Origin of the sequence: Atopobacter phocae ATCC BAA-285 (assembly GCF_000526675.1) — a bacterium.
Classification (GTDB): Bacteria; Bacillota; Bacilli; order Lactobacillales; family Aerococcaceae; genus Atopobacter; species Atopobacter phocae.
In genome coordinates this window covers 25,751-47,431 of sequence record NZ_JAGN01000005.1, presented here as the reverse complement: position 1 = coordinate 47,431, position 21,681 = coordinate 25,751, and the positions used below count along the sequence as shown (strand labels likewise).

General features: G+C 33.9%; 16 protein-coding genes. 1 reads left to right on the top strand and 15 read right to left on the bottom strand.

All coding sequences use genetic code 11. The features are described 5' to 3' along the window. Positions 1-3: 3 nt before the first annotated feature. The 4 genes from L866_RS0101790 to L866_RS08350 all read right to left on the bottom strand — a co-directional run bounded on the left by L866_RS0101790 (position 4) and on the right by L866_RS08350 (position 7,461). A complete protein-coding gene (locus L866_RS0101790; RefSeq protein ID WP_025728577.1) occupies positions 4-867 on the bottom strand; it encodes a S1-like domain-containing RNA-binding protein in 864 nt (287 codons plus the stop codon). A 352-nt stretch (positions 868-1,219) separates the two neighbouring features. After that, entirely contained in the window at positions 1,220-2,977 is a 1,758-nt protein-coding gene (pyk, locus tag L866_RS0101785; protein WP_025728575.1) for a pyruvate kinase, read from the bottom strand. A 13-nt stretch (positions 2,978-2,990) separates the two neighbouring features. Further along, entirely contained in the window at positions 2,991-3,956 is a 966-nt protein-coding gene (gene pfkA / locus L866_RS0101780) for a 6-phosphofructokinase (RefSeq protein WP_025728573.1), read from the bottom strand. 163 nt (positions 3,957-4,119) lie between these two features. Further along, the gene (locus L866_RS08350; RefSeq protein WP_025728571.1) at positions 4,120-7,461 is read right to left on the bottom strand and encodes a DNA polymerase III subunit alpha; all 3,342 of its coding nucleotides are present in this window, start codon (positions 7,459-7,461) and stop codon (positions 4,120-4,122) included. A 78-nt stretch (positions 7,462-7,539) separates the two neighbouring features. On the opposite strand from L866_RS08350, the gene L866_RS0101770 reads away from it, so the two are divergent. After that, on the top strand, positions 7,540-7,725 hold the full coding sequence (locus tag L866_RS0101770) for a DUF2929 family protein (protein WP_025728569.1): 186 nt from the start codon (positions 7,540-7,542) through the stop codon (positions 7,723-7,725). A 62-nt stretch (positions 7,726-7,787) separates the two neighbouring features. On the opposite strand, the gene queA is transcribed toward L866_RS0101770, so the two are convergent. The 11 genes from queA to L866_RS0101715 form a co-directional block, all read right to left on the bottom strand. Further along, positions 7,788-8,840 carry a tRNA preQ1(34) S-adenosylmethionine ribosyltransferase-isomerase QueA gene (gene queA / locus L866_RS0101765; RefSeq protein WP_025728567.1) on the bottom strand — a complete coding sequence of 351 codons (1,053 nt, stop codon included), beginning with the start codon at positions 8,838-8,840 and terminating at the stop codon, positions 7,788-7,790. 9 nt (positions 8,841-8,849) lie between these two features. After that, a complete protein-coding gene (ruvB, locus tag L866_RS0101760) occupies positions 8,850-9,893 on the bottom strand; it encodes a Holliday junction branch migration DNA helicase RuvB (protein WP_211236674.1) in 1,044 nt (347 codons plus the stop codon). 23 nt (positions 9,894-9,916) lie between these two features. Further along, complete coding sequence (ruvA, locus tag L866_RS0101755; protein WP_051452835.1) at positions 9,917-10,501, bottom strand: Holliday junction branch migration protein RuvA; 585 nt, start codon at positions 10,499-10,501, stop codon at positions 9,917-9,919. Positions 10,502-10,528: 27 nt separating this feature from the next. Further along, positions 10,529-10,957 carry a peptide-methionine (R)-S-oxide reductase MsrB gene (gene msrB / locus L866_RS0101750; protein ID WP_025728562.1) on the bottom strand — a complete coding sequence of 143 codons (429 nt, stop codon included), beginning with the start codon at positions 10,955-10,957 and terminating at the stop codon, positions 10,529-10,531. A gap of 40 nt (positions 10,958-10,997) precedes the next feature. After that, positions 10,998-12,929 carry a DNA mismatch repair endonuclease MutL gene (gene mutL / locus L866_RS0101745; protein WP_025728560.1) on the bottom strand — a complete coding sequence of 644 codons (1,932 nt, stop codon included), beginning with the start codon at positions 12,927-12,929 and terminating at the stop codon, positions 10,998-11,000. After that, entirely contained in the window at positions 12,916-15,480 is a 2,565-nt protein-coding gene (mutS, locus tag L866_RS0101740) for a DNA mismatch repair protein MutS (RefSeq protein ID WP_025728558.1), read from the bottom strand. Before mutS ends, mutL begins: the two co-directional genes overlap by 14 nt. 159 nt (positions 15,481-15,639) lie before the next feature. Then, positions 15,640-17,205, bottom strand: coding sequence for a ribonuclease Y (rny, locus tag L866_RS0101735; RefSeq protein ID WP_025728555.1), 1,566 nt, complete (start codon positions 17,203-17,205; stop codon positions 15,640-15,642). Positions 17,206-17,513: 308 nt separating this feature from the next. Then, entirely contained in the window at positions 17,514-18,605 is a 1,092-nt protein-coding gene (gene recA / locus L866_RS0101730) for a recombinase RecA (RefSeq protein WP_025728553.1), read from the bottom strand. 135 nt (positions 18,606-18,740) lie between these two features. Further along, positions 18,741-19,973, bottom strand: coding sequence for a competence/damage-inducible protein A (locus L866_RS0101725; RefSeq protein ID WP_025728552.1), 1,233 nt, complete (start codon positions 19,971-19,973; stop codon positions 18,741-18,743). Positions 19,974-20,122: 149 nt separating this feature from the next. After that, on the bottom strand, positions 20,123-20,680 hold the full coding sequence (gene pgsA, locus L866_RS0101720) for a CDP-diacylglycerol--glycerol-3-phosphate 3-phosphatidyltransferase (protein ID WP_025728550.1): 558 nt from the start codon (positions 20,678-20,680) through the stop codon (positions 20,123-20,125). 14 nt (positions 20,681-20,694) lie between these two features. Next, positions 20,695-21,561, bottom strand: coding sequence for a helix-turn-helix domain-containing protein (locus tag L866_RS0101715; RefSeq protein WP_025728548.1), 867 nt, complete (start codon positions 21,559-21,561; stop codon positions 20,695-20,697). Positions 21,562-21,681 lie beyond the last annotated feature (120 nt).

The window sequence follows — 21,681 nt, the reverse complement described above, 5'->3', positions numbered from 1 at the left end:
TCCTTATTTAATGAGTTCAATCCCATTGTCAATTTTTTTGATTAATCGTGCTTTTAATAAATGACCAATTGCACGTTTGAATTGACCTTTTGAAATACCAAAGTAGCTTTTAATTTCTTCAGGATCGCTTTTATCATGATAAGGCAATTGATTGCCTGGCATACGACGTAACATTTCTAAAATCATTTCAGCATCTTCACCTATCGCTTCATGAGCTCGTGGTTTTGTTGAAATGTTAATTGTTCCGTCACTTTTTACATCAATTACTCGAGCAGAAATGAGTTCACCCAGGGTTGGCTCTTCAATTCGTTCGTTCGGATGTAAGAAACCTAAATAACCTTCTGTCGTTAAAACACGTGTTCCTACGAGTTTTACTTCAAAACAGATTGCTTCTACATTTTTGTTGAATAAGTCGGCTGGTGCTTTAACTAATTTACTTTGCATAATTAAATGATCCGCTAACTTACCCCACATTCTTTCTTTATGATCTGTATATAAAGTTAAGCAGAGTTTGTTGCCAACTTTTGGCCACAAATGCTTCTCACTTGGTAAATCATCCATTGATACAACAATATCCTTATCTTCAAGCCCAACATCGACAAACACGCCTAAATCTTTGCGTACTTTCACAACTTCAACAAATTCATATTGCTCGTTAATAATATTAGGTAGGTTTGGCGTTAAACGCATTTGTCCAAAACGATCTTCATAAACAAAGCCCGTTATTGTATCTCCTAAATTAATCGTCTTTACATCAGCTTTTTTTAAATCCTCTTTACTGACAGCCATTGTGCGGCCTTCTTTTTGTACAAATATATTGTCGGCATTAATATCAATCACTAAAGCTGTTACGATTGTTCCAATCATATATTCACTCCTTTCATTTCCTTCGTTCTCTTTTATTTTACCACAAACAAGCAAGTCTATCATATGAAAAAATAGTATAGGAACATCCATTAGCCTATTATATATAATTTTAATCATACTGATTAAAGGTTTTAAACGTGATTTTTAAATGTTTTCATCCAAAACTATAAGATTGAGTTTTGTTAATATTCAAACAAAAAATGTTTCATATGATTGACTTAATCAACTTGTGGCGCTTTCAAAAAATACTATAGTATAATATTATCTTTAAAAAAGACTAGATGCAATTGATTTATAATCAACAGTACATCTAGTCTCTGATAAAAATAATACAATTTAATTCTTTATTACATTAAAATGCTGTAGTTTCTCCAGCATAAACGATGCCACGACGTGCATCTACTGTTAATGTTTGACCATCTTCAATAATTGATGTTGCATTTTCAGCGCCTACAATTACAGGAATACCACGATCAATTCCTAGTACAGCTGCATGACTTGTTAATCCACCTGTTTCAATAATTAATGCTTGTGCTTTCAAGATCGCATCATTATATGATGGATCTGTTGATTTAACAACTAAAATTGAATTTTCACTCATTTTGCTCATTGCTTCTTCAGGAGAACTTGCTACAACAGCTTGACCTACCATGTTGTCACGACCGATACCTTGTCCTCTTAACAAGATTGTATTAATCGCTTGAACTTTCATGATATTAGTTGTTCCTCGTTCACCAACTGGAACACCGGCAGTAATTAAAATTAAATCGCCTTCACTTGCATAACCACGTTCTGTTGCCACTTCAGTAGCTAATTCAAACATTTCGTCTGTCGTGTTGGGACGAGTAGTTACGTGAGGATATACACCCCATGATAATGCTAAAGCACGTTTTTGACGTTTACTAAATGTTACAGCCACGATATGTGCGTTAGGACGATATTTAGAAATCATACGAGCAGTATGCCCTGATTCTGTTGCTGCAACAATCGTTTTAATATTTAAATTACGTGCTGTATGTCCTACAGAACGACCAATCGCTTCTGCAACATCTGAATCTGAAAAGGCACGCATTTTAAAGATATCGTCTGTTGTTAAAGCTAATTCTGTACGAACACAAATGTTAGCCATTGTACGAACTGCTTCAACTGGGTAATCACCGGCAGCTGTTTCACCACTTAACATAACTGCATCAGTACCATCAAAGATAGCGTTCGCTACGTCTCCTGCCTCTGCACGTGTAGGACGTGGATTGCGTTGCATTGAATCTAACATTTGAGTAGCTGTAATAACTGGTTTACCTAAAGAATTACATTTTTTGATTAATTCTTTTTGAACAATAGGCACTTCTTCAGCTGGGATTTCTACCCCTAAGTCACCACGAGCAATCATTAAACCTTGAGAAACTTTTAAGATATCATCAATGTTATCGACACCTTCTTGGTTTTCAATTTTTGGAATGATTTGAATATGACTTGCGTTGTGCTTGTCTAATAATTCTTGAATTTCAATTACATCACTAACGCGACGAACGAAACTTGCTGCAATAAAGTCAATATCATTTTCGATACCAAATACAATATCTGCACGATCTTTATCTGTTAAAGCCGGTAAATTTACTTTAACATTAGGAACGTTAACACCTTTTTTATTTTTCAAAATTCCAGGGTTTAAAACAGTCGTAATGATATCGTTTGCTTCTTTATCAAAATCAGTTACTTGAAGTTCAATTAAACCATCATCTAATAAGATTTTTGAACCAACATGTACGTCATTAATTAATTCAGGATATGTAATTGAGAAACGTTCTGGAGTTCCTAAGACTTCTTCCATTGCTACGCGAATTGATTGACCTTGTTTTAAGTCAAGTAAACCATTTTCCATATTATGAGTACGGATTTCTGGACCTTTAGTATCTAATAAAATACCAATTTCTGTTCCCAATTCTTCGGCAACTTCACGAATTGTGTTAATACGTGCTAAATGTTCTTCATGATCCCCATGAGAAAAGTTTAAACGGGCAACGTTCATTCCTGATTCAACTAGACGCTTTAATACGTCTTTCGATTCACTAGCAGGTCCAATGGTACATACGATTTTTGTTTTTTTCATTAATTTTCCACTCCTAATATGAAATTTCTTTGTTTAATTGATACAACTCAAGTAACGGACGATGTGGTTCTCCATTTAATGTTTCAATAATGTCTGTGTAAATAATTTGTTCATTTTTGATTCCAACACAAACTCCACCAATTTCTTGTTTCAATAATTCAACAGCTTTAGCACCCATACGACTCGCTAATACACGGTCACGTGCTGATGGAGCTCCACCACGTTGTACGTGTCCAAGAACAGTGGCACGTGTATCATAATTACCACTTTCTTGAGCTAATAAATCCATAAACTCATTAGCAGTCATAACACCTTCTGCCAAAACGATAATAGTGTGTTTCTTACCGCGTTTAAGACCGTCTTCAATCTCTTCAATAACGCGTTTAATATCAAAGTCATGCTCAGGAATAATAATTTGTTCACTACCTGATCCAATACCTGTCCATAAAGCAATATCGCCTGCGTTACGTCCCATTACTTCTACAACAAATGTACGCATGTGACTTGTAGCTGTGTCACGTAAGCGGTCAAGAGCGTCCAATACTGTATTTATTGTCGTATCAAATCCAATTGTATAGTCTGTCCCTTTAATATCGTTGTCAATCGTTCCAGGTACACCAATAGTTGGGAAACCTTTTTTAGTTAAAGCAACTGCTCCTTGGTATGAGCCGTCACCACCAATAACAACTAAACCTTCAATTCCAAATTTTTTCAGTTGTTCAATCCCTTTTTCTTGCCCTTCTTCTTTAGCAAATTCAGGGTAGCGTGCAGAATAAAGCACCGTCCCACCACGACTAATAATATCTGAAACGTCATTTACATCTATTCGACGAATATCCCCAGCTACTAAACCAGCGAATCCATATGATATACCGTAAACTTCAAAACCTTCATAAATACCTTTACGTACGATTGCTCGTATTGCAGCATTCATTCCTGGCGCATCGCCGCCACTTGTTAGTACAGCAATTTTTTTCATTTTAAGTTATCCCTCACTTAATCAATCAAATTTTAGACTTTATTACAGTTCCATTACTAATCATATCAAAAAAAGATGTACTTGTCTTTCTTTTTGGTGATATTAAACGTTTTCATGGCGTTTTCTATTTTATTTGCAACTTTTTTAAGCTAAATTTTGATAATTATTTAGTTGCTACATTATCTTCACCTAACTTGTCTTTTAATTCTTGAACTAATTGGTTGGTAATTTCAACTTGTTTCACTTGTTTTAGTTGGAATGGTTTTCTTAATGGCTGTTGTACAAAAATCACATCTGAATAGCCGGGATATTTCTGAAGTAATTTGATGACTTGATTCATTTTATCCGAAAAATTTTCTGACCAATTAATAAATAAACGTTTATCTTGAGCACTGATCTTTTTTTTAATCAATTCTAAGTCATATACTTGCTCTAAAATCATTTGCCAATCTTTCGATTTAGATAGATCTCCTCTAACTTGTATATAAATAATTTGATGGGCATCTATTTTTGTCATCATTTGATAATAATCTTTTGGAAAAACAATCAACTCCACTCGACTAGTCTCATCACTAACTGTCATAAAGGCCATAGGTTCTCCACTCTTCGTTCGTATTCGCTTAATATCATGAACATATACAATCGTGTCAAACCGTTGTTTTTGTCCTTTAGCTTTGATTAGCTTCGTGCAATGAGAGATTTTTTTTATCCACTCCATTGACTCAATTGGATGAGGACTAATGGTTAATCCCAAAAATTCATTTTCTTGATCTAAACGTTCGACTAAAGGAAATTCTTCTCGTTCTTTATAAACAATTCCTAATTCTTTTTGTGATAGTAAACTATTTGAACCAAACAATTGAAATTGTTCAATTAATGCAGGTAAAGTAGCAATCATTGTATGTCGTGTCACCTTGAGTGAATCAAATGCTCCAGATAAAATTAAAGGTGTAAAATGATCGGTTGTCTGATATTTTTTATCAACAACCGTTAATACTTGTTCTAACGATTCAAAATGGCCTTGACGATTTCTAACAGCTATAATTTGCTTGACTAAATCTTTTGGAACACTTTTCACAAAAGAAAGTCCTAGCTGGATAGTTTTATTATTTAATGTTGTCTTGAAACTCGAATAATTAATATCAGGACCTTTAATTTGAATATTTGCTTCTCTTAATTCGCTAATATATTTTTTTCCTTTGTCGGATGATAGATTAACATTTTCCAGTAAAGCAAAATAAAATTCTGCAGGATAATGAGTTTTTAAATATGCCATTTGGTATGCCAACAGAGAGTATGCCATTGCATGTGATCGATTAAATCCATAATTAGCAAAGCGTTCAATAAAATGGAATACTTCTTGTGCTTCTGATTGAGTATATCCATTATTCATCGCACCTTTTACAAAGGCACCTCTTTTTTCTTCTATCACATGTGGCAATTTTTTGCTCATTGCTCGTCTTAAGATGTCCGCTTCTGCTAAAGAAAAACTGGCCATTTGACCGGTTACTTGCATCACTTGTTCTTGATAAATCATAATTCCATAAGTTTTTTCGAGCAAAGGTTTAATGGAGGGATGAATGTACTTCACTGGTTCTTTTTTAAATTTTCGACGGACATATAAACTAATTTGCTCCATTGGTCCTGGACGAAATAAAGCATTCACAGCAGATAACTCTTCTAAAGACTGCGGTTGGACTTGCTTTAAAACGCGTTTGATTCCATCTGATTCAAATTGAAAGACGCCATCCGTATTGGCTTTTTTAAATAATTCATAAGTAGCCGCATCATCTAATGGAATATCTGCTACGTTAAAAGTTTGATGTCGATTAATTTCTTGAACCACCCAGTCTACAATCGTTAAATTACGAATACTCAATAAATCCATTTTTAATAGACCGATTTGTTCCAATTCACCCATTTGCATTTGAGTGAGTGGTAATAATTGATCTGGTCGTTTATAGAGTGCTGTAAAATGTGTCAAAGGTTCTTCACTAATCACAATTCCTGCAGCATGTGTTGTTAAATGTCGCGCCATCCCTTCAATTTGACAAGCTATTTCAAAGATTCTTTGATTTACTGCTGTCTCATTGATTAATCGTTTAAACGGCACAGATTGGTCATACACCTCATTCAACGTAATATTCAAAGTTTTAGGAATTAGTTTAGCTATTTGATTGATTTGTTCAGTCGCTAAACCTGCTACACGTGCGACATCACGAATCGCTTGGCGTGCTTTAAATGTACCTACCGCAGCAATTTGTGCAACGTGGTCTTCTCCATATTTTTCGGCAACGTATTTAAAAATCTCATCTCGACGATTATCTGGGAAATCCAAATCAATATCAGGCATTGATAATCTTTCTTCATTTAGAAAACGTTCAAATAATAAATCGTATTTTATCGGATCCAAACCAGTAATTTGTAGTAAATAACTGACCAATGAACCGGCAGCTGATCCCCTACCTGGAGACGTGGCAATTTTTTGTGAGCGTGAATATTCTAATAAATCCCAAACAATCAAAAAATAATCAGAAAAACCCATTTGATTAATCACTTTTAATTCATATTGAAGGCGTTGGATATAACGTTCGTCCGCATCAAATTGTAAATCAGTTAAACGCTCAAAACACAATTTTTTTAAATACTCTTGCACAATTTGATGATGATCGGTTGTTGCCTTTTTTAATTTTTGAGCAACATATTCATCTGTAAAGCGAGGAAGCAATTTTTGATTAATCGGTATATTAACTACAGCCCGTTTCATTAATTGCTCATTATTTTTGAGTGCTTCTTGCAATATATAATCATTTGAGAAATTTTGACTAAAAATTCGCTTAGTAATAAAAAATTGATGACCATCCAATCGTTGAGTTATCTCAAGAGCATCCGACTGATCGATGGAACGAAGAACTTGTAAGCTCATTTCATCTTGCGGGTTTATATATCGAACGGTTTGAAGTGCAATTGGTTGTAATGCATCATATTGATTGATTTGTTCCCAGAAAGAACGATCTGTTTCATAAGTGTTTATTCCGAAATAAATTGATTGATTACCTTTGGCTAAATGGTTCATATAACTTAAATGTTGATGATAATATGAACTATTTGCTTGAGAGGGTAATTTAAAAATAAATGCAAGATCATCTTTCCATTCATTCATTGATTGAAGATATGACCAGTAGAATTTATCATCAGGTTGCGTACTTAATTTCAATAATTGACGATATCCTCGATTAGTTAAGGCTATAAAAATACCATCTGCCCAACCACTTAATTGTTCTGAAACAGGTTCAAACGACAACTGATGGGATAAGCCAAAAATCGGTTTAATGTGAGCCTTTAAACAAGCTGTTTGAAAACGAATCGCTCCCATCATAGAATCTTGGTCAGCAAGTACCAATGTTTCATATCCTAAATCTTGTCCAGATTGAACATACTTAGTAATAGTTAATGCACTTTTTAAAAATGAGTAATCACTTTGAACGTCAATCGGCGTTATCATATGAAACACTTCCTTTCCTTGATAATTTGCGTTAAAATAAATTTGAAACGAGATTAGTAATAGAAATGGGGCAGTCAAATGAAATATTTAGTCGTGTTCTTTTGGGCGTTTATATTAACTCAAATGACATTCTTTTTAGGTGCTTCCTTAATGGGTGGTACATATAACTTTATCGGTGCATGTATCACAGCAGTTATTGAAGTAGTAATGGTCGTATGTATTAGCTTTTTAATGGACTGGATTAAACCCAAAACAGTCAAATGATTTAAATCTATCTTAACATATTCGATACAATCAAAAAAGCTGGGAGCAATGCTCACCAGCTTTTAATTTTTGCTTCGAGAAGTTTCAATAAACATAGCGTCTCCAAAACTAAAGAAACGATATTGTTCATTAACAGCATGTTGATATGCTTTTAAAATAAAATCACGTCCACCAAATGCGGAAACTAACATAATCAATGTTGATTTAGGTAAATGAAAATTAGTTACAAACGCATCAACAGCTCGGAATGAATAGCCTGGAGAAATAAAAATATCGGTCCATCCACTAGTTGGGACAAATAAGTCGTCACGACTTGAAACAACAGACTCCAATGTACGAATAGAAGTGGTTCCAACAGCAATCACTCGACGCCCTTCTTTTCTTGCTTTGTTTAAAATTCGACAAGTATCCTCATCAATATGATAATATTCAGCATGCATTTTATGATCATTTAAATTTTCAACGCTTACTGGACGAAATGTACCAAGGCCAACATGTAATGTAACATATGCAATTTCAACACCTTTTGCTTCAATTTCTTGCATTAATTCAGGTGTAAAATGTAATCCGGCAGTAGGCGCAGCAGCCGAACCATTTTCTTTTGCATAAATTGTTTGATAACGACTTTGATCGTCTAATTTTTCTTTAATGTATGGCGGTAAAGGCATTTCACCCAACTCTTCTAATTTCTCAAGAAATACACCGTCATAAATAAACCGTACTTTTTTTCCACCTTCAGATAAATCTTCAACGACCTCTGCTTTTAAAATACCTTCTCCAAAATCAATAATAGCTCCAACCTTAGCACGACGAGCGGGTTTCGCTAACACTTCCCATACATCATTTTCTTCTTGATGCAGTAATAAAAGTTCAATATGGCCGCCTGTTTCTTCCTTTACCCCATGCAACCGTGCAGGAAGTACTCGCGTATTATTTAAGACAAGAACATCACCTGCCTTCAAATGACTTGTTAAATCTGTAAAATGTTGATCTGAAATAGATTCTTGATCAACTATCAAATGCATTAATCGTGAGCTCGATCGATCTTTTAAAGGTGTTTGTGCGATTAACTCTTCTGGTAAATCAAAATTAAAATCTTCTGTTGTGTAATTCAAAAAAGTCCCTCAATTCCTTTTTATATTTAAGTGTGAATATGCTTTATCTGTTACTACTCGCCCTCGTGGTGTGCGTCGTATAAATCCTTGTTGTAATAAATAAGGTTCATACATATCTTCAATTGTCTCTTGTTCTTCTGAAATATTAGCTGCCAATGTGCGTAAGCCAACTGGACCACCTTGATAAAATTCAATCATTGCAAGCAACATGCGACGATCAACTTCATCTAAACCTGCTTGGTCTACTCCTAATAATCTAAGTGATTGACGTGCTAATTGTAAACTAATCATATCCTCTTTCGCAACTTGACTAAAGTCACGAATACGTTTCATTAATCGATTGGCAATACGTGGAGTGCCTCGCGAACGAATGGCAATTTCTAAAGCTGCTTGGTCATCAATCAAACTATTGAATACAGTTGCTGAACGCTTAACAATAATTTGAAGTTCTTCATGTGTATAGTAATTCATGCGTTCTATAATTCCAAAACGGTCACGTAACGGAGCAGATAAATGACCCGCTCGAGTTGTCGCTCCGATTAACGTAAATGGCGGCAATGGATAATGAATACTTTGTGCACTTGCACCAGTACCAGCAACAATATCTACATAGAAATCTTCCATTGCGCTATACAATACTTCTTCCACTTGTCTAGGCAATCGATGAATCTCATCAACAAATAAAATATCGCCTGCTTGTAGCTCACTTAAAATGGCAATTAAATCCCCTGTTTTTTCAATAGCAGGTCCACTAGTTGTTCGAACATTAACGCCTAATTCATTACCAATTACAAAGGCTAATGTCGTTTTCCCTAGTCCTGGTGGTCCATAAAATAAAGCATGATCTAATGCTTCTTTTCGCTGTTTAGCGGCTGTAATATACACGGTTAATGCTTCTTTTAAAGAGGTTTGCCCAATATATTCATTTAAATATTGAGGGCGAAGTGTTAATTGTTCATCATCTTCAATTGAAGTGGATGCAACGATTCGCTCATCATTCAGATGATCAGTTAATTGCTCTTCATTCGTCCATTCATTAAATGAATCTGTCATTTTTCTCCTCCTCAATGCCTCTTTTATTTATCCAATAATAATTTAAATGCTTGTTTTAATAAAGTTTGAGTATTAGTAGTTTTCGCTATATCTTTTAATTCTTTTTCTACTTTAATTATTTCTCGTTTAGAGTATCCTAGTGATTCTAACGCTAAACTCATATCTATTAATGATTGTGGAATTTGTTCAACAATTGATTGCGTAGAAGCGACTAGTTTTCCTTGTAAATCTAAAATAATTTGTGCTGCTGTTTTTTTCCCAACCCCTGGAAATCTTGTTAAAAATTTTTGATCTGCATTTTCAACTGCTGTCACAAATCCATCAAAGTGTTCACTTGCTACTATCGCCAAAGCACTTTTAGGTCCAATACCAGATACACTAATTAATTGCTCAAACAATAAACGATCTTCATGATCTAAAAAACCGTATAAACTTTCATCATCTTCTCTTGTTGCGTGATGTACATAGATTTTTAAAGTTTCATTCATACGATCTTGCAAAGCATAAGGATTCGGCAGATATATTAAATAACCTATTTGATTAACTTCTAATGTAACCGTCTTTGGCGTTAAATGAACTAATTTGCCAATTAAATAATCATACAACACAAACTCTCACCGACCTCATTTAATAATTTATACATATTCTTTATATTCTGCGTATCCTTTTTCTTCCATCTCGTCATAGGGAATAAATTTTAATGCTGCAGAATTAATGCAGTATCTTAATCCACCAGCTTCTTCTGGTCCATCAGTAAATACATGTCCTAAATGGCTACTTGCTTCTTTGCTTTTTACTTCTGTGCGTTCCATACCATGCGATGTATCTCGATGTTCAGAGATTACTCTTTTTTTAATCGGTTGTGTAAAGCTAGGCCAACCACAGCCCGCATCGTACTTATCTTTAGATGAAAAGAGAGGTTCCCCACTCACAATATCAACATAAATACCTCGTTCATCAAATTCATCATATACGCCAGAAAATGGTCGTTCTGTATGTGCTTCTTGTGTTACTTTATAACTAATTTCATCTAATGCTTTAATTTCTTTTTCAAATTTTGACATATTATCCCTCTTTCATTATGTTTATCTTTAACTAGTTTGATTAATCTTGAATCCGTTTAAACAGTCGTTCAATTTCATAAGTTGAAAAATGAACGATTGTCGGACGACCATGCGGACAATTAAATGGATTTTCAACTGTCAATAGTTCACTAATTAATTCACTTGCTTCGTGATCATTTATGTAATGGTTCGCTCGAATTGATGATTTACAACTAATCATCGCTGCTTGACTATCTCGGATATCTTGAATGGATTTAACTGTTCCATGAACCACTTGACTAACGATAAAGGTTAAATCATTTACTAAAGTCTGTTGATTCATCCAATTCGGATAAGAGTTAAATATTAAATCCGTACCCCCAAAGTCATCAAATAGAATACCTAATTGTTCAAAAATAGATTTTTTCTCTAATGCGGATAAGTGTTCGTCTCGACTTAAATGAATAATTTCAGGCAATAATAACTGTTGCTGTTTAATTATCGGATGACTAAGCCGTTTTAACGTTTTTTCATATTGAATTCGCTCTTTTGCAGCATGTTGATCTATTAGATAAAACCCATCTTCTGATTGAGCAATTAAATATGTTCCATGAATTTGTCCAACATATTCTAAATGAGGTAATTGAGAAGTATTTTTTAATTGGTCATTTATTTCACTCGTTTGACGAGTAGTTGGTTCATCATGTTCAACCGTATAGTCCTTATAATTTTCAGAAATGCTTTCTTTGGCTATTAATGTTTGAATCGGTTCATCTACATTACTTGCATTATAAGAGTAACTTGATACTTGATTTAACTCCATATCGGTCATTTCTCTATCTTCTTTAGCATCATAATCATCCGTTTGTTTCATATCAGCTAATTGCTTAACATGAGGTGGATTATTATGGTGAATTTCTTCTAAATGATTAAAGGGTAAATCCAATTTATCTTGAACCCGTCTGATTGGTTTAACATACTTTTCTGATGTGTTACTCTCTGGAATACGAATAGTTTGTTGAACTTTCGATTTAATTAATTCAATAAGTAATTGTTCTAATTGCTCTGACTTACTTAATCGAATATCTAATTTGCTTGGATGTACGTTAACGTCAACTAACATTGGATCAGTCGTCACACTTAACACGACAATGGGATATCTTCTCGTCATTAATGTTGTGCCATAACCACGTTCAATGGCTTGAAATAAGGGGAAATGTTTTACATATCGTCCATTAATTAATAGTGAGATGTAATGTCGATTGGAACGACTTAACAGTGGTGGTGAAATATATCCATCTACTTTAAAGTCATCTTTTTCACCAGAAATATGCAACAATTGTCGAGCAACTTTTGGTGTATATATTCCAGCAATCGCTTGAATGAGTTGTTCGTTACCGGGCGTCTTCATAAGCAATTGTTCATCATGCCATACTTCAAATTGAATATCTGATCGACTTAGCGCTAAACGATTAACATAATCGATAATATGTTTCAATTCTGTTTGAAGTGTTTTCATAAAACGTAAACGGGCAGGCGTATTACCAAACAATTGCGATACTTTTATACTTGTTCCTTTTTTCTTCGCTAATTTACGAACTTCTTTAATTGTCCCAAATGCGATATTTACACCCGTTCCGTTCATTCCATCCGATGTCTCTAATTCAATCACGCTGACCGAAGCAATACTTGGCAATGCTTCTCCACGAAAACCTAATGTTTTGATACGAAATAAATCTTCTTGTTGACTTATTTTACTTGTAGCGTAACGATCAAAAGCTCTGACTGCATCGGTTTCATCCATGCCTTCTCCATTATCGATAATTTCTATCGATTCCAAGCCACTTGATTTTAATTTAATAATAATACTTGTTGCTTTCGCATCAATTGCATTCTCTACTAATTCTTTCACAACCGATGCTGGTCGCTCCACTACTTCACCAGCCGCAATTTGATTAGTTAATTGAATGCTTAACTCTTTAATTTTGCTCATTCATGTTCAACTCCTTTTGCAACTCTTCTAGTTGTTTTAGGACATCTAATGGTGATTGCGCGTACAAATTGATTGCTAATATTTTATTTTTTAACTCATCATGACGTTTCAATAAAGTAGAATCCGTCGTAATAACAGACGCATGATTATTATTCCGAATATTTTCTAAACGTGGTAACTCTTTATCTTCGAATATTCTTAGTAGATTATGCGCTCTCTCTACAACTTGATTGGGCATTCCTGCTAATTTTGCAACATGTATACCATAACTTTTATCAGCTGATCCTTCTTTTACTACATGTGAAAAAGATAAATGTCCATTTTCTTCTAAGGCTTCCATATGTACATTTTGAATGCCAGCGTATTCATCAGATAGGTTTGTTAATTCATGGTAATGTGTTGAAAATAAAACTACGGCTGGAATTTCTTTTGCTAAATATTCGATAATAGATTGGGCTAGAGCCATCCCATCATAAGTCGCCGTCCCTCGTCCAATCTCGTCAAATAAAATTAAACTGTAACGATCAGCATTTATTAAAGCTTCTTTTGTTTCCATCATTTCAACCATAAAAGTACTTTTACCGGTAGATAAGTCATCACTGGCACCAATTCTCGTAAATAATTTAGTGAAAATAGGTAAAGTTGCAGATTCACACGGTACAAAGCTACCTATTTGAGTCATTAATATTATAAGTGCAACTTGTCTCATGTACGTTGATTTCCCAGCCATATTAGGTCCTGTAATCATTTGTATTCGTTGAGCATCACTTAAAATGATATCATTTGGGACAAATTTACCTGCTTCTAATACTTCTTCTACTACAGGATGTCGCGCATTTTTCAAATGTATTGAACGATCCTTTTCATTAATAATTGGTCGAGCATATTGATTAGTTTGAGCAATTTGACTAAATCCTTGTATTACATCAATTTCTGCTACAAGTTGAGCTAATTTCTGTAATTGTTCTTGATATGGTAATAGTTTTTGACGTAATTTTTCATATATTTTCAATTCAAGTCGTTCAATTTCTGCCTCAGCATTCAAAATATCTGTCTCTAATTCTTTTAATTCTTCAGTAATAAAGCGTTCCGCATTGGTTAATGTTTGTTTACGCTCATACCCAGTCACATCTGCATGATTTAACTGTGCTTTTGTAATTTCAATATAATAACCAAATACCTTGTTAAAGCCAATTTTAAGCGTTTTCGCTCCCGACTTTTGTCGTTCTCTTTCTTGAATTTGAAGTAGCCACTCTTTCGAATGTAAAATAATATCACGATAACGATCTAATTCTTCGTTAGCACCATCTCGAATTACGCCACCATCTTTAAATGTTAATGGCGGATCTTCAACAATAATTTCTTCAATCCAATCTCCTAATACTAATACACTCATGATTTCATCAATTTTTTCTAACCAAAGTGCATCACCATCAATCATTTTTATTGTTTCAAATAAAGATGGTAAATTTTTTAATGAACGTTCTAACTGTTTTAAATCACGAGGACGTATACTGCCTAATGACAAACGTGTCACCAAACGTTCTAAATCGTAAACACGTTCTAAATATTCTTTAATCTCCATTAATTCAAAATAGTGATCCACAAACATCTGAATGCCATTTTGTCTTCTTGATATCTCATGAACATTAATTAGTGGCTTCTCAATCCATTTCTTTAATAATCGACTTCCCATGGCTGTCTGAGTTCGATCTAATACATTTAGTAATGATCCTTTTTTTGACTTGCGTTGATAATTTTGCATGAGTTCTAAATGTTCTCTAGCTTCTAGACTTAAATACATCGCATGATTTGGTTTATAGTATTCAATCGGTTTTAAATGAGTCATTTGTTTCTTTTGTGTTTGCATCAAATAACTCATAATTACTTTAGCACTATAGCGACTCGATTCTGGAATAGTTTGACCATTGGCAATTGTAAGCATTGGTAATTGGTCACTTATTTCTACCGTACTCACTAATACGTCACGCCATAGTGGTTCATCAATTGAATCTAAAATTAAAGGATCGACAACTAATATTTCAGTTGGATGTAAACTAGCAATTTCTGTCGAAAGATTCGACAATGAAACTTCTGTTGCAATCCATTCTCCTGTACCTAAATCTACTGCACTGATTCCATAATCATCTTTTACTTTTACTAATGAAACTAAATACCGATTAGTTAATTGACGATGATCATCATCTTCTAGATAAGTTCCCGGTGTAATGACTTGAACAACTTCCCGCTTAACCATGCCTTTTGTTAATTTAGGATCTTCCATTTGTTCACATATTGCAACTTTGTATCCTTTATCAATCAATGTTTTTATATATTCTTTAGCCGAGTGATGCGGCACACCGCTCATCGGGATAGGATTTTCAGCATTTTTATTCCGACTTGTTAATGTAATTTCTAGTATTTGACTTGCTTTAATTGCATCTTCATTGAATAACTCATAAAAGTCACCTAAACGATAAAATAAAAAAGCATCTGGATATTGACTCTTTATTTCTTGATATTGTTGCATCATCGGTGTTGTTTTACTCATCCTATCACTTCCTTTTAAACTCTATCTTTTGCTGAAAAACACTCGTTAATTATTATAACATATTCTTTCTTTTCATATAAATTCTGACAAAATTATCAAATAGAAATGGTCAAATCGTTTTATAAAAAATAAAAAGGAGCACCTGAGTGCTCCTTTTGACTACTTCGCATACTCTACGGCACGCGTTTCGCGAATTACTGTAATTTTAATATGTCCTGGATACTGAAGTTCTTCTTCAATCTTATTCTTAATATCACGAGCTAAAATAGTCGCTTTAGCATCATTAATTTGATCTGGTTCTACAATTACCCGAATTTCACGACCTGCTTGAATTGCATAACTCTTTGTCACGCCGTCTTCTTCATTTGCGATTTCTTCCAAACGCTCTAGACGATGTATGTATGTTTCAAGTGATTCGCTACGAGCTCCTGGTCTTGCTGCAGATAAAGCATCAGCAGCTTGTACCAATATTGAGATCATTGAGTTTGGTTCAATATCTCCATGGTGAGACGCCACAGAATTTATGACGATTTCATGCTCATTATATTTACGAGCTAGTTCTGTCCCAATTTCCACGTGTGATCCTTCAACATCTCGGTCAATTGCTTTCCCAATATCATGTAATAATCCTGCTCTCTTAGCTAGCTGTGGGTCTTGGCCAAATTCACTCGCCATAACTCCTGCTAACTTAGCTACTTCAATACTATGATTTAACACATTTTGACCATAACTTGTTCGATAGTGTAATCGACCCAATAATTTAATTAAATCTGGATGTAAAGCTTGAATTCCTAATTCAAAAACAGCTTGTTCTCCTGCTTCACGAATTCGAACTTCCATTTCTTTACGAGATTTTTCAACCATCTCTTCAATACGAGCCGGATGAATTCTTCCGTCTGAAATTAATTTTTCCAACGTTAGTCTCGCAACTTCGCGTCGAACTGGATCAAATCCACTTAAAACGACTGCTTCTGGTGTCTCATCAATAATAATGTCAATTCCCGTTAAGGCTTCCAATGTTCTAATATTACGTCCCTCTTTACCAATAATACGACCTTTCATATCGTCGCTAGGCAAAGATAAAACTGACACTGTACGTTCAGCTACTAAATCTGCTGAAGAACGTTGAATCGCTTCTAAAACAATATTAGCTGCACGAACTTCTGCTTCATCTTTAGCTGATTGAATTGATTCTTTAATGGTGATTGCTTTTTCGTGTTCTAACTCTTGATCAAGAGTTTTCATAATTATCTCTTGTGCTTCTTGACGAGAAAGCATGGCGACACGTTCTAACTCTTTACTTTGTGCTTCAATTAATTCATCAGCTTGAATCTCTTTTTCTTTTAGTTGATGATCACGTGTTAAGTAATCTTCTTCACGCTTTTCTAATGTCAGCTCACGCTTCTCCAAATTATTGTCTTTACGATCTAAATTCGACTCTTTTTGGAGTAATCGCTTTTCTTGTTGTGCTAGTTCTTGTCGTCGTTGTTTTAGTTCTTTTTCAATTTCATCTTTATAACGATGACTTTTTTCACGTGCTTCAACCAGTGCGTCTCTTTTTAAACGTTCTGCATCTTTAGTTGCTTCATTTAAAATAGCTGCTGCTGAATTTTTAGCACCTAAAATTTCTTTTTCGTGTTGACTTTTTCTTAACCAGTAACCTACGAGACATCCTAAAATTAAAGCAATTATCGCGAAGGAAACTGTTAATACGTTGACTTTCATGTAGTCACCTCCGTCCAATTGTTTAATTTAAAATGTTAATATGCGTAATGATTTATGCACATCTCTAATCATAGCGTTTCTAGCTAATAAAGTCAATGATATACCGTTTTCAATTATTAATCCATATTCATTAAAAATAACAATAATAATTATAAAGAAATTAGTCTAATTAATTTATTTGCTAACCTTTAATCATTCTAATAAAGCAATCAATTTTTAATACAATGTGTTAATTTGATTGTGTATTTTAAAATTTAAAAAACACTCGCTTTGACAATCTTTGCCAAAGCGAGTGTTTATTTTGATGACTAGCTTTCTTCAATAACTTCTTCTTTTTCAACTGGAAGTTCTACTTGCTCTTTTTTATCTTTTGGTAGAACAACTGCTGAGACATCACGTTCGACAATTGGTATATTATGATGCTGTCTTACCTTAATATCGATATCTTGAAAGACTGCTGGATTGTCTTCAATATATTTTTTAGCGTTCTCGCGTCCTTGTCCAATTCGCTCTTCACCATAACTATACCAAGAACCCGCTTTGTTAACGATATCTAATTCCGCAGCCATATCAATTAATTCTCCAGACTGTGAAATACCTTTTCCATACATAATATCAACTAACGCTTGTTTGAAAGGTGGTGCAACTTTATTTTTAACTACTTTAATTCGTGTTTTATTCCCCACGATATCCGCGCCATCTTTAATTTGTTCAGCACGACGAACTTCTAAACGGACTGTTGAATAAAATTTTAATGCACGTCCACCTGGCGTAGTTTCAGGGTTTCCAAACATCACACCAACTTTTTCACGAATTTGGTTAATAAAAATACAGATTGTTTTAGTTTTATTAATTGATCCTGATAATTTACGAAGTGCTTGAGACATTAAACGCGCTTGTAAACCAACATGTGAATCTCCCATTTCTCCATCTATTTCAACTCGTGGAACTAGTGCAGCCACTGAGTCAATGACTACTATGTCAATTGCTCCAGATGAAACCAATGCATCCGCAATGCCTAATCCTTGCTCCCCCGTATCTGGCTGTGATAAAAATAAATCATCAATATTAACGCCTAGATTATGTGCGTATTCCGGATCTAAAGCATGTTCAGCATCAATAAAAGCTGCAACACCACCTTGTTTTTGAACTGCTGCAATTGCATGCAAAGCAACAGTTGTTTTTCCTGATGATTCTGGACCATATACTTCAACAATTCTTCCTCTAGGATATCCACCTACTCCTAAAGCTACATCAAGTTGAAGTGATCCACTAGAAATGGTTGAAATTTTTGTATCTATTTTTTCACCCATTTTCATAATCGAACCTTTTCCATAACTTCTTTCAATTTTCTTCAATGCTTCATCTAAAGCTTTTTGTCTTTTATCTTTATCAGCCATTTAAATTCTCCTCTTTAACACTCAATTGATATATTTAAGTCTTCTAATAAATTAATTTTATCCATACCTCTTACTTTAATAGAATAACTTGTTTAAACATTAAAATCAACTAAAAAGAGAATATATGTTCTCTTTTTAGAATAATTTTTTTAAATAGAACAATGCTTGCATTGCACTTCTTTCTTGAATAGCTAGTCGATTGCCACCAAAATGCTCTTCGTACACATAAATTTTGTCCTGTTTAGCTATTGCTAAAAATACGGTACCAACGGGTTTATTGTTAAGTGTTGACGGTCCAGCCACTCCAGTAATTCCAATTCCTACATCTGACTGAGCTAAATATTTAATTGATTGAGCCATTTGTTTAGCAACTTCTGCACTGACTACACCTTCTTTATCAATAATTTCTTGTGGAATATTTAACCATTTCTCTTTAAAAGATGTTTGATACGTCACCATGCCTCCTTTAAATACAGAGGAAGCACCTGACACATTTGAAAATTTATGTGCAATTAATCCCCCTGTCAAACTTTCCGCAGTTGCTACTGAAATATTTTGGTCTATTAAATGTTGAACCACAATTTCTTCTAATGCTTGTTCCCTGCCATAGCCATATACATAAGGTGCTATAATTGAGCTGATTTGATTTTCCAATTGATTAATTAAAGAAATAGCTTTTTCAGTTGTATCAGATTGAGCTGTTAATCTTATCATTACTTCATTAGGTAGTGCATACAATGCTATCGTTGGATTAGTCTGATTCATCAATATTTCATTCAATTGATTCGCAAGAACAGATTCACCAATTCCAAATAATCGAATTACTCGACTCTCTAAAACACCTTCTTGATTGAATAATTTTTTTAAAATAGGTAAAGCACTTTGTTCAAACATTTCTTTAAGTTCATATGGTGGACCAGGAAAAATAAATAAATGTTTGCTATTCTGTTTGTAATACACTCCTACCGCTAGTCCATTTGGATTGTTTAAAGGTATACCACCTTTAATGTATTTGGCTTGATTCCAATTATTTGGCGTAATTTCTTTTTGCAATTGCTCATACCTCAACTTTATTCCTTTTACACTCAATTCATCCATAATAAGGGGTAACTCGAAGTATTTAGCAATCGTCTGTTTCGTTAAGTCATCTGGTGTTGGTCCAAGGCCTCCTGTAATCAAAACCACATCACTTCTTTTCCAAGCCTGATTAAATACATCCAATAATCTTTGCTCATTATCTCCTACAATTTGATGATGATAAACATCCAAATTAAACTGAGTACACCAATCTGCTAAATAACTAGTATTTGAATTAATAACTTCACCCATCAACAATTCTGTACCTACTGCAATTAATTCAGCTCTCATTGTTAGAACCTCACTTCTTAAGACGTAAAATTTCCTGATTAATTTTATTATAAAATAAAAAAAATTTTATTTACAGAAACATACTAATTTAGTAGTTTAAAATATTTAATGACAAAATAAAAAAAGTTGGGCAAAATCCCAACTTTAAATTACATAGAAGATTTAAAAATATGCCAATTTTTTGAAAAATATTCGTAACCAGAATAAATAGTTGCTAATAATGCCGCATACAACAACGCTGTACCAATCTTACCATCAGTAAATGTTAGTGGCCAATCATTTAAAATTAAAAATAGAATGGCTAACATTTGCGTCATTGTTTTAATTTTTCCAGATTTAGCTGCAGCCATCACTTGGCCTTTTTCAAGTAATATTGTTCGTAATCCTGTTACTGCTAATTCTCGACAAATAATAATAGCAGCTATCCATGCAGGTACTTGATTAATACTTACTAACATAATAAACGCTGACATTACAAGCATTTTATCAGCTAACGGATCAGCGAATTTTCCAAAGTTAGTTACTAAGTTATCACGTCTAGCTATGTATCCATCAAACCAATCCGTTGCACTAGCTCCTAAAAATATAATAAACGCGCCAATACGCCATCCATCAACTTCATTAGCATTGGTACTTAATAGCATAAGTAACACAAATACTGGAATTAAGAACATACGAATAACAGTTAATTTATTAGGTAAATTCAATGCTATGCCCCTCTCTATTCATCACGATCAGATGCTTTAAAAGTTAACTCATAATATTGCGTCTGATATTGTTTTGGATCTTGTGGAAATTCCATTTTTCTTCCTTCAATTTCAATAAATGTTGCTGGAGCATATCCGGCATTGATTGCTATTTTTTTTGTGTTTTTAGGAATTTCTAGTGTTTCAGAATTACCATAACTTAGTAATCCTTCATAAAGAACAACATCATCCGCTTGTACACTAATCCACGTTTGTCCATCTTCTGAACTACTAATTTTAATTGGTGCAGGTAAGTCAACATCATCTGTTTCCAAATAACTAAATCGATTATCATTAGAAATGATTGAATAATCAACCGATATTCCTTTTTCTTTAATTTTAGTTTCTGGTTCCTTTTTCTCTTTATTTACTTCCGTTTGAGTTTGTTGTGTAATAGTTGGACGATTAAATGTTCCATGAGAATTTTCAGTACGATTAAACGCTGTAACAAGTAAAATAATTAACATGACTACAAACCCTAACAATACAAAGAGTGGCAAAAAGCTACGAACAGTATCTGTCACAACTTGCCACGTTGAAAAGCCAGCGCGAGACGCTCGTCGAGAAGGAACATTTAATGGTTCATTTGATTGTTCCGCTGCTTTCAAATCCGACGTTGAAAAGTCAAAAGTATTGAGTAACCAATCTCCATCAATATTAACTGCTTCTGCATATTGTTTAACGAAAGCACGCGTATAAAATTGACTAGGCAATTCATCAAAATTATTTTCGTCAATTGCTTCCAAATATCTTTGTTGTATTTTTGTTAATTGTTCTAGGTCCTGATATGAAAAACCTTTCTCTAATCGAGCAGCTTTTAGCACATCACCAATTTGCTTCACTTCATCACCTACTTAGGATCTTTCTTAATTTTTTTGCGACTTTCTTCTTTCACTAATTATACACGTTCCACATTATAAACGCTATTTTTAAAAGAAAATAATAATAAATTATTACTACAA

Coding starts and splice junctions, on each gene's coding strand:
- mutS (WP_025728558.1), bottom strand. CDS start 15,480: ATGAGTAAAACAACACCGATGATGCAACAATATCAAGAAATAAAGAGT.
- L866_RS0101770 (WP_025728569.1), top strand. CDS start 7,540: ATGAAATATTTAGTCGTGTTCTTTTGGGCGTTTATATTAACTCAAATG.
- L866_RS08350 (WP_025728571.1), bottom strand. CDS start 7,461: ATGATAACGCCGATTGACGTTCAAAGTGATTACTCATTTTTAAAAAGT.
- pfkA (WP_025728573.1), bottom strand. CDS start 3,956: ATGAAAAAAATTGCTGTACTAACAAGTGGCGGCGATGCGCCAGGAATG.
- pyk (WP_025728575.1), bottom strand. CDS start 2,977: ATGAAAAAAACAAAAATCGTATGTACCATTGGACCTGCTAGTGAATCG.
- L866_RS0101725 (WP_025728552.1), bottom strand. CDS start 19,973: ATGAGAGCTGAATTAATTGCAGTAGGTACAGAATTGTTGATGGGTGAA.
- msrB (WP_025728562.1), bottom strand. CDS start 10,957: ATGTCAAAATTTGAAAAAGAAATTAAAGCATTAGATGAAATTAGTTAT.
- recA (WP_025728553.1), bottom strand. CDS start 18,605: ATGGCTGATAAAGATAAAAGACAAAAAGCTTTAGATGAAGCATTGAAG.
- rny (WP_025728555.1), bottom strand. CDS start 17,205: ATGAAAGTCAACGTATTAACAGTTTCCTTCGCGATAATTGCTTTAATT.
- mutL (WP_025728560.1), bottom strand. CDS start 12,929: ATGAGCAAAATTAAAGAGTTAAGCATTCAATTAACTAATCAAATTGCG.
- L866_RS0101790 (WP_025728577.1), bottom strand. CDS start 867: ATGATTGGAACAATCGTAACAGCTTTAGTGATTGATATTAATGCCGAC.
- ruvB (WP_211236674.1), bottom strand. CDS start 9,893: ATGACAGATTCATTTAATGAATGGACGAATGAAGAGCAATTAACTGAT.